The following is a 12,329-nucleotide window of genomic DNA, read 5'->3' on the forward strand; positions in this document are numbered from 1 at the left end:
CTCTTAAACGGCTGCCGAATGCTGCGCCTTGGTCTGGTCATAGGCATCAAAGGCCCGTGCCACCATCCGAGCCAGAGGCCGGGCCTCGGGCGGAATGGAAAGTCCTGTGGCATCCAGCTTGACCATCCCGTCAAACCCGTCTGCCGCGTGGTGCAGCAACGCGTTCAGCCGCTCTGGTGTGCAGTCAAAGTCCCGCAATATCTCGGCCCGGTTTACATGGAAGTCGCACATCAGCGCTTCGATGATCCGGGCACGCATCTGGTCTTCCCCGGCAAACACATGGCCGCGATGGGTGGAAAACTGCCCGGCCCGGATTGCTTTGGTGTAGTCTGAGGTTCCGCTGGCATTCTGCGCAAACCCTTGCGGAAAGCGGCTGATCGACGATGCGCCAAGCCCAATCAGAACCGGGGCGGTGTCATCGGTGTAGCCCTGAAAATTCCGCCGCAAAGTGCCCGCTTTCAATGCTTTTGCCATGCCATCGGCTGGCCGTGCGAAATGGTCGATGCCCACCTGATCATAGCCGTCCCACCGAAACAGCTCTGCCGCCGTCTCGAACAGACGCAAGCGTTCTTGCGGGGTCGGAATCGTGTCCGACGGAATCATCTGCTGGCGGCGGCTCATCCATGGCACATGGGCATAGCCGTAAAGCGCCACCCGGTCCGGTGTCAGTGTCAGCAGCTTTTGGACCGAATCCGAGATGCGTGCTTTGGTCTGATGCGGCAGGCCATACAGAATATCGGCATTCAGACTGTCCACACCACGATTGCGAATCATGTCGGCTACGCTACGCGTTAGCTCATAGCTTTGTTCGCGCCCGATGGCTTTCTGGATTATCGGATCGAAATCCTGTACCCCGATTGAAGCGCGGTTCATCCCGGATGCGGCCAGCGCATCCAAACGCTCGGCGTCGATCTCATTCGGGTCGATCTCGACCGAGAATTCGGCGTCTTTGCCCATTGGCACCGTCTCGAACACCGCTTCGGCCAGACGTAGCATCTCGGGCGCGGTCAACAGCGTTGGCGTCCCGCCGCCCCAATGCAAGCGAGAGAGTGTAACGCCGCGCGGCAAATGCCGCCGCAACATCGCAATTTCTGTCCGCAAGGTCTGTGCATAGGCGATTACGGGCGTGTCGCTGGTTGTGCCTTGGGTGCGACAGGCGCAGAACCAACACAGCCGCCGACAGAACGGCACATGCAGATAAAGCGAAATTGCCGATCCCTCTGGAATTGCCTCGACCCAGTCTGTGAACAGTCTATGATCTACGGACCCGCCAAAATGCGGGGCTGTGGGATAGCTTGTGTAACGCGGAACGCGCGCGTCAAAGAGTCCAAGCCGTGCAAGTTGCGGTTCATATGTCATTCCCGTATCTTCACCAAGCAGAACCAGATCTGCCTTGATGCAGATCAATAGAAGAAAGTGTGGCCATGTCTGTCCACCGTGACATCCGAGCGTCGAACCAGGATTGTGGCGATTGCCCCATTCGTCATCGTGCGGTGTGTGCGCGTTGCGAAGAGGATGAGCTGATCCAGCTGGAGCAAATAAAGTATTACCGCAGCTATCAGGCGGGCCAGACGGTGATCTGGTCCGGCGACAAGATGGACTTTGTGGCAAGTGTGGTCACCGGAATTGCCACCTTGACCCAGACCATGGAAGATGGCCGCCGTCAGATGGTCGGCCTGTTGCTGCCGTCTGATTTTGTTGGGCGTCCGGGGCGGTCTGCCGCGGCCTATGATGTGACCGCGACCACTGATCTGGTGATGTGCTGTTTCCGGCGCAAACCGTTCGAGGAGTTGATGGCCAGCACACCGCATATCGCGCAGCGCTTGCTGGAAATGACGCTGGACGAACTGGATGCGGCGCGCGAATGGATGTTGCTTTTGGGTCGCAAAACGGCGCGGGAAAAGATTGCATCTCTTTTGGCCATCATTGCCCGTCGTGATGCGAGCCTGAAAGAGCCCCGCGCCAATGCGGGCGCCATTACGTTTGATCTGCCACTGACGCGCGAGGAAATGGCCGATTACCTTGGCCTGACGCTGGAAACGGTCAGCCGCCAGATGAGCGCGCTGAAACGCGACGGAATCATCACGCTCGATGGGAAACGTCAGGTGACAATCCCGGTGCTTGATGCCTTGATGGAAGAAACCGGCGATGACAGTGACGGGGGTTTTCTTGTTTAAAATAGCGGCCTTGAGCCTGATGGTTGCGCTGCCGGCACAGGCAGGACTGTTGGAGGACGTCAAGCGTTGCGGTTGGTATGCCAACCCCACTCCGGGCAATCATTGGTTGACTGACCGTGACGCCACATGGGCCTTGTCCACCCAAGGCGGGCCTCAGGTGCCAGGCTGGCTGGACCTGCCCACAGAGGCCTTCGCCTTTGATGTAGCCTCGAACTGGGTCGAAACCAACGGATCTTATGGCTATGGCTGCGCCTGTGTCACCGGGCATTTCGGCCTTGCGGATGAGGGGGAGGTCTACCGCGTCAGCAAGATGGACGCGCTGCCGCTGGCACGCTGCGAAGCGGACCCCAGCCTGCCCGAAGCCGAGGGCTGAACGCCCCCGGCCTGTTGGGTTTTGCCGGCTTTTGGGTCAATGCGCCATCAACACCGGCACGGTTGCCTGTTCCAGCATATTTCGGGTGGCCCCGCCCAGAATCGCCTGACGAAACCGCGAGTGGCCATAGGCGCCCATCACCAGCAAATCGGCGTCTCTGTCGCGCACATGGCGCAGCAGCACGTCAGACACGCGGGGCAGGGTGCGGGCCAGAACCGATACTTCGGCGTGCACGCCGTGGCGCACCAGCATCTGACACAGCATCCCGCCGGGGTCTGACCGTTCCGGCCCATGAACGGGCGGATCAACCACAGTGATTGTCACCTGCTCGGCTTGCTTCAACAAAGGCAGGGCGGCGCGCACGGCCGCCATCGCTTCACGCCCTTGGTTCCATGCCACGATGACCCGTTTGGGCGTGGCAGTTGCCAGCCCTGATTCTGGCAACACCAACACCGGAGCGCGGCCTTCGAACAACGCCGATTCAACGACGGCTTCGGCTTCTATTCCCTGATCCGTGCCATAAGGTCGCGCCAGTATGACCAGATCAGCAAAACGGGCGCGTTGGGCGACAATTTCTGTGATGGCGCCGATCTGGGTCACCGCCGCCTCGGTGCTGACCCGCAGACCCGGCCCTTCGGCGGCCACCGCGGCTTTCACCGCAGCTTCCAGTGCGCGGGCATCGTTGTCGGCGCGTTCTTGCGCGACCTGCAACAGAACGGCGCCCGTTCCGATGTAGGAGTAGCCCATTTGCGTTCGGTCAACGCCAAGCGCCAGCACATCCAGATGTGCGTCGTTCTGGGCGCAGAACCGCGCTGCCGCGGCGATGGTCAAGGGCACATGCTCCGCTTGGGTGGCCACGGTAAAGATGGTTTTGTAGGTCATGGGTCGCCTCCTCTATCCCTGTCTCGCTTCACGGACCGGAAATCATAGAATGACGCCTGCGCAATGACGCCGCATTGACCTTTATCAGTCAGAAGCAGACGATTGGTTGATATGGATCAAGGCCGCCTGCCGACCTCTGCCCCAAAAGCAATCCTGTCGGAAAGCGCGCGGACAGTTCCCCGAATCAAAGAGGGGGCAGATTCAGCCAAAGACGAAGGGACGCCGAATGTGGGATTATCTTAAACTGGTCGTACTTGGCCTTATTGCCGTGGTTGCGGCAATTGCTGCCAACTACGCTTGGGACCTGGCCTATATGGTCAACGCTGTCACTGTCATGCTTGCGGCTGGCATCACCTTTCTGGTGGTGCTGCGCGGCGCGGGCGAAGTGAGGACCGTAAACAAGAATGAATATATGGACGGGGTGGTGCGCGCAGGCGTGATTGCAACCGCGTTCTGGGGCGTGGTCGGCTTTCTGGTCGGCGTGGTCATCGCCAGCCAGCTTGCCTGGCCCGGCCTGAATTTTGAGGCGTTGCAGGGATATGGCAACTTTGGCCGTCTGCGCCCGCTGCACACCAGCGCGGTGATTTTCGCCTTTGGTGGCAATGCGCTGATCATGTCGGCGTTCTACGTCGTGCAGCGCACCAGCGCGGTACGGTTGTGGGGCGGAAACCTGGGATGGTTCGTGTTCTGGGGCTGGCAGCTTGTGATCGTGCTGGCCGCAACCGGCTATGTTCTGGGTGCCACGCAGTCCAAGGAATACGCTGAGCCCGTCTGGTATGTGGATATCCTGATTACCGTGGTCTGGGTTTCCTTCCTTGCGGTCTTTGCCGGCACGCTGATGAAGCGCAAAGAACCCCACATATACGTGGCAAACTGGTTTTATCTGGCCTTTATCATCACCATCGCCATGCTGCATCTGGTCAACAACATGGCCATTCCGGTGTCGGTCTTCTCAAGCCAGTCGGTGCAGGTCACCAGCGGCGTGCAGGATGCGATGATCCAGTGGTGGTATGGCCACAACGCGGTGGGCTTCTTCCTGACCGCAGGCTTCCTTGGCATGATGTATTACTTCGTGCCCAAACAGGCCGAACGCCCGGTGTTCAGCTATAAACTGTCGATCATTCACTTCTGGGCGCTGATCTTCCTGTATATCTGGGCTGGTCCGCACCACCTGCACTACACGGCGCTGCCTGACTGGGCTTCGACCCTTGGCATGGTGTTCTCGATCATCCTGTGGATGCCGTCCTGGGGTGGCATGATCAACGGTCTGATGACGCTTTCGGGCGCATGGGACAAGCTGCGCACCGACCCGGTGATCCGCATGATGGTGGTGTCGATCGGCTTTTACGGCATGTCGACGTTCGAGGGCCCGATGATGAGCATCAAGGCCGTGAACTCGCTGTCGCATTATACCGACTGGACCATCGGCCATGTCCACTCCGGCGCGCTGGGCTGGAACGGCATGATCACCTTTGGCGCGCTGTACTTCCTGGTTCCGCGTCTGTGGAACCGCGAACGGTTGTACAGCCTTACGCTGGTTAGCTGGCACTTCTGGCTCGCCACCATCGGGATCGTGCTTTACGCATCGGCCATGTGGGTGTCGGGCATCATGGAAGGCCTGATGTGGCGCGAAGTCGATGCCAACGGCTATCTGGTGAACGCTTTCGCTGATACCGTTTCCGCGAAATACCCGATGTATGTGGTGCGTATGCTGGGGGGCCTGCTGTTCCTCGGTGGGGCAATCATCATGTGCTATAACCTGTGGATGACCGTGCGTGCGCTGCCCTCAAGGGTGACGACACATGCGGCTGTTCCTGCTGAATGATCGGAGGGCAGGACAATGGCAATTCTTGACAAACACAAAGCAATCGAAACCCATGCCACGCTTTTGATGGTCCTCAGCCTGTTGGTTGTGTCTATCGGTGGTCTGGTCCAGATCGTTCCGCTGTTCTATCTTGAGAACACGATCGAAAAGGTCGAGGGGGTTCGCCCCTACACGCCTCTGGAACTGGCCGGGCGCGACATCTACATCCGTGAAGGCTGCTATGGCTGCCACAGCCAGATGATCCGCCCGATGCGGGACGAGGTTGAACGCTATGGCCACTACAGCCTTGCAGCGGAATCGATGTATGACCATCCGTTCCAATGGGGGTCAAAACGCACCGGGCCGGATCTGGCCCGGGTGGGCGGGCGTTATTCCGACGAATGGCACCAGGATCACTTCATGGATGCCAAATCGGTGGTGCCGGAATCGGTGATGCCGCCCTATGGTTTCCTGTTCAACCGTGAGATTGACGGGAGATACATCGAAAGCGTGGTCAAAACCCACGCCTTTGTCGGCGTGCCTTACACCAGCGATATGATCGAAAATGCGCGGGCCGACTTTGCCGCGCAGGCCGATCCGAACAGCGATTCCTCTGGCCTGCAATCGCGCTATGGCGCGGCGGCGGTGCCCAACGGTGCCGATGTGAACGTTCGCAACTTTGACGGCCAGCCACAACTGACCGAAGCGGACGCGCTGATCGCCTATATGCAAGTCCTTGGCACGATGGTCGATTTCTCGACCTTCACGCCCGACGCCAGCCGATAAGGGGGGCAGAATGGAAACCTACAGCTTTTTGCGTCAGTTCGCCGATAGTTGGGCCTTGTTGTCGTTGTTTTTGATCTTCCTTGGCGTCGTGGTCTGGGCTTTTCGCCCAGGCAGCAGCAAGGTGCATGACGAAGTGGCCAACTCCATCTTTCGCAACGACAAAAAACCCGCCGAAGCGGAAACGCCCAAGCCCCACGTAAAGGAGGCGTGACACCATGTGCGCCAAAAAAGTAACTCAAAAGCCGACGGATGTTCCGACCACTGGCCATATCTGGGACGGGATCGAAGAATACGATAACCCGATGCCGCGCTGGTGGGTCTGGGTGTTCTATGCCACCATCGTCTGGGGCATCGGCTACACCATCGCCTATCCGGCCTGGCCGATGATCAAGGGGGCCACACCGGGCCTGCTAGGGCACTCCACCCGCGGCGATGTGGCAGCCGAGATCAAGCAGTTCGACGACGCGAACAGCGCGATCAAGGGCCGTCTGGTCGAGGCGGATATGTCAACAGTGTCGCAAGACCCTGAACTGATGTCCTTTGCCCAGAACGCTGGGGCCGCCGTATTCCGCACCAATTGCACCACCTGCCACGGCTCGGGTGCAAACGGGATCGAGGGCAAGGGCTATCCCAGCCTGCTGGATGATGACTGGCTCTGGGGCGGTGATGTCGAGAACATTCAGTTCACGATCACCCACGGCATCCGCAACACTACCCACCCCGAGGCGCGTTATTCCGAAATGCCGCGGTTTGGCGCGGATGAGATCCTTGAAAAGCCCCAGATTTCAGAGGTTGTGGAATACGTTCTGAAGCTTTCCGGGCAAGACTACGATGCTGCGCTCGCAGCCGCGGGTGAGGAGGTCTATCTGGACAACTGCTCTGCCTGCCATATGGAAGACGGCTCGGGTGATATCAATCAGGGCGCACCCAATCTGGCCGATGCGATCTGGCTTTATGGCGGCTCGCGCGATGCGATCACCTATTCGGTTGTCAACGCCCGCTTTGGCGTGATGCCCGGATGGAACGACAAGCTGACCGAGGATGAAATCCGGGCCGTGGCGCTGTATGTCCACAGCCGCGGTGGTGGTCAGTAACAAAACACGCCCCGGACAGCGTCGTCTTGTCCGGGGATATTCCATTTGCGCCGATGCGCCAGACCACTTTGCCCGGCCGCATCAGACCTGATGCGGCTTTAAATCACTCCTATCCTCTACGATTTATCGGCGTTTTATGGCCTTCCGCGGTTATCTGCCACATCGAAACCTGCATCTGCGACGCGCATTTTGATACAGGTCAATGTCTTGCCAGACGCCCCGGCGTAGGAAGACCTGAATAAGCCCAAGATCGGAGCCACTTCGTGAGCACCCCAGAAGCCACCGAGCCCCCCAGCCTTTACGCAGCGCGCGAGCCCATCTTTCCGCGCCGGGTCTATGGCAAGTTCCGCAGCCTGAAATGGTGGCTGCTGGGGCTGATGCTTGGCATTTACTATATAACGCCATGGATCCGTTGGGACCGGGGCCCCAGCCTGCCCGATCAGGCGGTGCTTCTTGATCTGGCGCACCGGCGGTTCTTTTTCTTCATGATCGAAATCTGGCCGCACGAATTCTACTTCGTCGCCGGTCTTTTGGTCATGGCGGGGCTTGGTCTGTTTCTGTTTACCTCTGCTGCCGGGCGGGTCTGGTGCGGCTATGCCTGCCCGCAAACCGTCTGGACGGATCTGTTCATTCTGGTCGAACGCTGGGTGGAGGGCGACCGCAACGCCCGCATCCGCCTGCACCGCCAGAAATGGAACGCCGAGAAGATCCGCAAGAACGCCGTGAAATGGTCGGCGTGGTTCCTGATTGCCATGGCAACGGGCGGGGCCTGGGTCTTTTACTTCACCGATGCGCCCACCCTGCTGGTCAATCTGTTTACCGGACAGGCAAGCGCTGTCGCCTATCTTACCATCCTGATCCTGACCGGAACCACCTTTGCCTTTGGCGGCTTCGCACGGGAACAGATCTGCATCTATGCCTGCCCATGGCCGCGCATTCAGGCCGCGATGATGGACGAAGATACCCTGACCATCGCCTACCGCGACTGGCGCGGAGAGCCGCGCGGCAAGCTGCACAAAGGCGCGATTGCCGAAGGGCAGGGTGATTGCATCGACTGTATGGCCTGTGTCAATGTCTGCCCAATGGGCATCGATATCCGCGACGGCCAGCAATTGGCTTGTATCACCTGCGGGCTGTGCATCGACGCGTGCAATGACACGATGGACAAGATTGGCCGCCCGCGTGATCTGATCGGCTATCTGGCGCTGACAGATGAAACTGCAGAGCGCGCCGGGGCCGCGCCGAAGTCGGTCTGGAAACATGTGTTCCGCCCGCGCACCATTCTTTACACTGTGCTTTGGGCCGGGGTGGGTATTGGTCTGATTGTGGCGCTGTTCCTGCGATCGCCGATTGATGTCAACGTGACCCCGGTCCGCAACCCGACGTTTGTCACGCTGTCGGATGGCACGATCCGCAACGCTTATGACGTGCGTCTGCGCAACAAGCAGGGGGCGGATGCGGTGTTCACCATCTCTGTTCCTTTCGACTCTGGTCTGGTGGCGGAACTGGAAGGCCTGTCGGGCCTGTCGGTGAACGTGAACGCCAATGAAACTCTGTCGCAGCGGGTCTATCTAAATGCCCCGCGCGGATCACAGCCCGCCACCACAGACCGCACCCAGATCCGGCTGTGGTTTGAAGAACTGGGCACGACGAACCGGGTCCATCATGATACCGTGTTCAACGGAAAGGTAGAATAGATGTCGGAATTCACAGGTCGCAAAATGGCCATCACTATGGTCAGCTTTTTTGGTGTCATCATCGCGGTCAATTTCCTGATGGCTTACAAGGCTGTCAGCACTTTTCCGGGGCTGGAGGTTAAAAACTCGTACGTTGCAAGCCAGCAATTTGACACCATCAGGGCCGCGCAAAAAGACCTTGGCTGGACCATGACGCCGGATTACGACAACGCCGAAGGCAGGCTCTATCTTGCCTTTACCGATGCCAATGGTCAGCCCGCAATGCTGACTGACCTTTCGGTTCTGGTGGGTCGATCGACGATCGCGCGCGATGATCAGACGCCAGAGTTCGTAAATGCGGCAGGCCTATGGACCGCGCCAATCAATCTGGAACCGGGAAAATGGCTGCTTCGCGTCGATGCCCGCGCTGCTGATGGCACGCTGTTTTCGCAACGGGTCGGCATTACGGTAAAGGGCTAGGACAATGACGCTTGCCGCAGGTCCTCTCGACCAGAACGAACCGATGCGTGCAAGCCTTTCGGCCTGTCCGGCGTGTGTTGCCGCCCCATCGGCTGAGCGTCTGGCCCAAATGGCACAGCCGACCAGCGCCCGGCTGATGCTGTCGGTGCCGCTAGCCCATTGCGCCGTTTGCATCTCGACCCTTGAACATGCCATGACCGCCGTGCCGGGCGTTAACTCGGCCCGGTTGAACCTGACCCTGAAACGCATCAGCGTCGAGGCTGATCCAAACGTTACCGCGCAAACTCTGATCGCCGCCGCCGCCAGCGCGGGCTATGAGGCGCATGAACTGGACCCCGGACTTCTGTCCAGCACCGAAACCGACCGTCAAGGCCGTGACCTTTTGATGCGGCTGGGCGTGGCGTTCTTTTCGATGATGAACATCATGCTGCTGTCGGTCGCCGTCTGGTCGGGGGCGGAAGATGCCACGCGCGACATGTTCCATTGGATTTCTGCCATCATTGCCCTGCCAACGGTCATCTTTTCCGGCCAGCCGTTTTTCAAATCAGCATGGCGGTCCCTGCGCGCGGGGCGTCTGGGTATGGATGTGCCGATCAGCCTTGCGCTGATCCTTGCCTCGTCAATTTCCCTGTTTGAAACGTGGATGTCCGGGCGTCACGCTTATTTCGATGCCGCAGTCATGCTCACCTTCTTTCTGCTTCTGGGGCGCTATCTTGATCACCGTACCCGCGCGGTGGCCCGATCTGCTGCCGAAGAACTCGCCGCGCTTGAAGTGCCGCGCGCGACCGTTTTGCGTGATGGCGCCGAAGAGGTGGTCAGCATCACCGAAGTTGTCGTCGGCGATCTGGTCCGCGTGCGCCCCGGTGGACGGATGCCGGTCGATGGTGTGGTGACGGATGGCACGTCTGAACTCGACCGCTCGCTTCTGACCGGAGAATCGCTGCCTGTTTACGCCGGTATCGGCACAGCGGTTTCGGCGGGTGAGGTGAACCTGACCGGCCCGTTGACCCTGCGTGTCACCGCTGCGGGCAAAGACAGCAGCTTGCACCGCATGGCTGATCTGGTGGCCGTCGCCGAATCCGCCCGCACCAAATACACCAGCCTCGCCGAACGCGCGGCAGCGCTGTACTCGCCACTCGTGCATATCCTGTCCTTCGCCGCCTTCGGCTTCTGGATGTGGAAAACCGGTGGCGATCTGCGCTATGCAATCAACATCTCTGCTGCAGTGCTGATCATCACTTGCCCTTGCGCCCTTGGCCTTGCCGTGCCCGCCGTGGTTACATCGGCAAGCGGGCGGCTATTCCGCAAGGGGCTGCTGATCAAGCAAGGCACCGCGCTGGAACGTCTGGCCGAGGTGGATACCGTGGTTTTCGACAAGACCGGCACCCTGACCATGGGCGCGCCTGAACCGACCAATCTGGGCACCCATCCGCGCGCCTCACTTGAGGTGGCCTATGCCCTTGCCGGGGCCTCGTCCCACCCGCTTGCTATGGCGCTGGCCGATGCCGCCCGCACCGCAGGCGTGCGCCCCGAACGGGTTGAAGACATCCGCGAAGTGCCGGGCTACGGTATCGAGGGGCTGTGGAAAGGCACCCGCGTGCGCCTTGGCCGCGCCGAATGGTGTGGCGGGCAGGGGCTGGATGTGACCGCCACCTATCTTTGCACCGGCACCCGCACCCCGCGCGCCTTTACCTTTGCGGATCGCCTGCGACCCGGTGCGGAAATCGCGGTTGCCGCGCTCAAAGCCCAAGGAAAAGACATCAAGCTGATCTCGGGTGACGCCCCCGGCGCGGTGCGTGAGCTGGCCGACCGGCTTGGCATTTCGGACTGGACAGCAGGTGCCCTGCCCGCCGAAAAGGCGCAGGCCGTGGCCCAGTTGACCGCCGCAGGGCATAAGGTGCTGATGGTGGGCGACGGGCTGAACGACACGGCAGCGCTGGCCTCGGCCCATGTGTCGATCTCACCCGCCTCGGCGCTGGATGCCGCGCGCGTTGCGTCCGATATCGTGCTGCTGGGCCAGGACATGGCCCCGATTGCCGACGCCGTCCGTATCGCAGGCCAATCGACCAAGCGCATCCAGGAAAACTTCGGGATTTCGGCGCTTTACAACGTTGTCGCCGTCCCGCTGGCACTGGTCGGTCTTGCAACGCCGCTTGCAGCGGCGCTGGCGATGTCGCTGTCGTCGATCACCGTTTCGCTTAATGCGCTCAGGTTGAAATAATGGAAATTCTTGGACTGCTGATCCCGGTGTCGTTGATCCTTGGCGGATTGGGGCTTGCCGCCTTTTTCTGGGCGATGCGCACCAAACAATTTGACGACCCCGAGGGGGACGCCAACCGCATTCTGACCAAGGATTATGATGACAAGCCTAAGCCTTAGGCGATGGTGACCTTGGCCGGGCCCAAGCCGTCAATCGTGACGGCGCAGATCTGTCCTCGGCTTAGCGGGCCAACCCCGGCAGGGGTGCCGGTCATGATCAGATCGCCGGGGGCCAGTTCGACCAGCCGTGACAGGTGCGCAATCACGGCAGGCACCGACCAGATCATGTCAGACAGCCGCGCCTCTTGCTTTACGTCATCATCCACAATGCAGCGGATCATCGCTGCCTTGTCCACCGGACCGGGCCGCAAAGCGCCCACCACGGCAGATCGGTCAAAGCCCTTGGCCATGTCCCAAGGGCGGCGGGCGGCTTTGGCTTCGGCCTGCATATCGCGGCGCGTCAGATCATTGCCTGCGGCATAGCCCCAGATCAGCGTCTCGGCCTGATCTTCGGAAACCATGAACCCAGACTTTCCGATGGCCACCACCAGTTCGGCCTCGTGGTGGAAATCGGCGGTGGCGGGGGGATAGGGAATCGTGCTGCCATCCGGCACCAGCGCATCGGCAGGCTTGGTAAAGAAAAACGGCGGCTCGGCGTTTGGATCATGGCCCATCTCGCGGGCGTGGTCGGCATAGTTGCGCCCGACACAAAAGATCCGGCGCACCGGAAAGCGGTCAAAGGTGCCGGAAACGGCGACCGAGGCCGGGGCAGGGGGGGCAAATACCATCCCGCCCATG

At 60.2% G+C, this 12,329-nt stretch carries 13 protein-coding genes; 10 read left to right on the forward strand and 3 right to left on the reverse strand.

Features of this window, described 5'->3' with window-relative positions:
• Positions 1-3: 3 nt before the first annotated feature.
• A complete protein-coding gene (gene hemN, locus Q8K08_RS15185; protein ID WP_304799646.1) occupies positions 4-1,359 on the reverse strand; it encodes an oxygen-independent coproporphyrinogen III oxidase in 1,356 nt (451 codons plus the stop codon).
• Positions 1,360-1,424: 65 nt separating this feature from the next.
• Here hemN and fnrL point away from each other — a divergent pair, with 65 nt between their 5' ends.
• Both fnrL and Q8K08_RS15195 read left to right on the forward strand, forming a co-directional pair.
• On the forward strand, positions 1,425-2,177 hold the full coding sequence (gene fnrL / locus Q8K08_RS15190) for a transcriptional regulator FnrL (protein ID WP_304799648.1): 753 nt from the start codon (positions 1,425-1,427) through the stop codon (positions 2,175-2,177).
• Positions 2,170-2,550 (forward strand): DUF4087 domain-containing protein, encoded by a 381-nt coding sequence (locus tag Q8K08_RS15195; protein WP_305250612.1) that lies wholly within the window; start codon positions 2,170-2,172, stop codon positions 2,548-2,550. The genes fnrL and Q8K08_RS15195 overlap by 8 nt, the downstream gene beginning before the upstream one ends.
• A 36-nt stretch (positions 2,551-2,586) precedes the next feature.
• Here Q8K08_RS15195 and Q8K08_RS15200 read toward each other — a convergent pair whose 3' ends face one another.
• Positions 2,587-3,432 carry a universal stress protein gene (locus tag Q8K08_RS15200; protein ID WP_304799652.1) on the reverse strand — a complete coding sequence of 282 codons (846 nt, stop codon included), beginning with the start codon at positions 3,430-3,432 and terminating at the stop codon, positions 2,587-2,589.
• Positions 3,433-3,658: 226 nt separating this feature from the next.
• Here Q8K08_RS15200 and ccoN point away from each other — a divergent pair, with 226 nt between their 5' ends.
• The 8 genes from ccoN (at position 3,659) to ccoS (ending at position 11,651) form a co-directional block, all read left to right on the forward strand.
• Complete coding sequence (ccoN, locus tag Q8K08_RS15205; protein ID WP_304799654.1) at positions 3,659-5,257, forward strand: cytochrome-c oxidase, cbb3-type subunit I; 1,599 nt, start codon at positions 3,659-3,661, stop codon at positions 5,255-5,257.
• Between the two features lie 15 nt (positions 5,258-5,272).
• Complete coding sequence (gene ccoO / locus Q8K08_RS15210; protein WP_304799656.1) at positions 5,273-6,022, forward strand: cytochrome-c oxidase, cbb3-type subunit II; 750 nt, start codon at positions 5,273-5,275, stop codon at positions 6,020-6,022.
• A gap of 10 nt (positions 6,023-6,032) precedes the next feature.
• Positions 6,033-6,233 carry a cbb3-type cytochrome c oxidase subunit 3 gene (locus tag Q8K08_RS15215; RefSeq protein WP_304799658.1) on the forward strand — a complete coding sequence of 67 codons (201 nt, stop codon included), beginning with the start codon at positions 6,033-6,035 and terminating at the stop codon, positions 6,231-6,233.
• Positions 6,234-6,237: 4 nt separating this feature from the next.
• The gene (ccoP, locus tag Q8K08_RS15220; RefSeq protein WP_305250613.1) at positions 6,238-7,116 is read left to right on the forward strand and encodes a cytochrome-c oxidase, cbb3-type subunit III; all 879 of its coding nucleotides are present in this window, start codon (positions 6,238-6,240) and stop codon (positions 7,114-7,116) included.
• 263 nt (positions 7,117-7,379) lie between these two features.
• Positions 7,380-8,813, forward strand: a complete 1,434-nt coding sequence (gene ccoG, locus Q8K08_RS15225) for a cytochrome c oxidase accessory protein CcoG (protein ID WP_304797924.1) — start codon at positions 7,380-7,382, stop codon at positions 8,811-8,813.
• Positions 8,814-9,272, forward strand: coding sequence for a FixH family protein (locus Q8K08_RS15230; protein ID WP_304797922.1), 459 nt, complete (start codon positions 8,814-8,816; stop codon positions 9,270-9,272). It abuts the gene before it with no gap.
• A 4-nt stretch (positions 9,273-9,276) separates the two neighbouring features.
• Positions 9,277-11,493, forward strand: a complete 2,217-nt coding sequence (locus Q8K08_RS15235; RefSeq protein ID WP_304797920.1) for a heavy metal translocating P-type ATPase — start codon at positions 9,277-9,279, stop codon at positions 11,491-11,493.
• Positions 11,493-11,651, forward strand: coding sequence for a cbb3-type cytochrome oxidase assembly protein CcoS (gene ccoS / locus Q8K08_RS15240; protein WP_304797918.1), 159 nt, complete (start codon positions 11,493-11,495; stop codon positions 11,649-11,651). Before Q8K08_RS15235 ends, ccoS begins: the two co-directional genes overlap by 1 nt.
• Here the strand turns inward: ccoS and Q8K08_RS15245 are convergent.
• The gene (locus Q8K08_RS15245) at positions 11,648-12,328 is read right to left on the reverse strand and encodes a fumarylacetoacetate hydrolase family protein (RefSeq protein ID WP_305250616.1); all 681 of its coding nucleotides are present in this window, start codon (positions 12,326-12,328) and stop codon (positions 11,648-11,650) included. The two genes, ccoS and Q8K08_RS15245, sit on opposite strands and share 4 nt — an antisense overlap.
• Position 12,329 lies beyond the last annotated feature (1 nt).

The organism is Pseudotabrizicola sp. (genome assembly GCF_030684215.1).
Taxonomy (GTDB): domain Bacteria; phylum Pseudomonadota; class Alphaproteobacteria; order Rhodobacterales; family Rhodobacteraceae; genus Pseudotabrizicola.

Coding starts and splice junctions, on each gene's coding strand:
- hemN (WP_304799646.1), bottom strand. CDS start 1,359: ATGACATATGAACCGCAACTTGCACGGCTTGGACTCTTTGACGCGCGC.
- fnrL (WP_304799648.1), top strand. CDS start 1,425: ATGTCTGTCCACCGTGACATCCGAGCGTCGAACCAGGATTGTGGCGAT.
- Q8K08_RS15200 (WP_304799652.1), bottom strand. CDS start 3,432: ATGACCTACAAAACCATCTTTACCGTGGCCACCCAAGCGGAGCATGTG.
- ccoN (WP_304799654.1), top strand. CDS start 3,659: ATGTGGGATTATCTTAAACTGGTCGTACTTGGCCTTATTGCCGTGGTT.
- ccoO (WP_304799656.1), top strand. CDS start 5,273: ATGGCAATTCTTGACAAACACAAAGCAATCGAAACCCATGCCACGCTT.
- Q8K08_RS15215 (WP_304799658.1), top strand. CDS start 6,033: ATGGAAACCTACAGCTTTTTGCGTCAGTTCGCCGATAGTTGGGCCTTG.
- ccoP (WP_305250613.1), top strand. CDS start 6,238: ATGTGCGCCAAAAAAGTAACTCAAAAGCCGACGGATGTTCCGACCACT.
- Q8K08_RS15230 (WP_304797922.1), top strand. CDS start 8,814: ATGTCGGAATTCACAGGTCGCAAAATGGCCATCACTATGGTCAGCTTT.
- Q8K08_RS15235 (WP_304797920.1), top strand. CDS start 9,277: ATGACGCTTGCCGCAGGTCCTCTCGACCAGAACGAACCGATGCGTGCA.
- ccoS (WP_304797918.1), top strand. CDS start 11,493: ATGGAAATTCTTGGACTGCTGATCCCGGTGTCGTTGATCCTTGGCGGA.
- Q8K08_RS15245 (WP_305250616.1), bottom strand. CDS start 12,328: ATGGGCGGGATGGTATTTGCCCCCCCTGCCCCGGCCTCGGTCGCCGTT.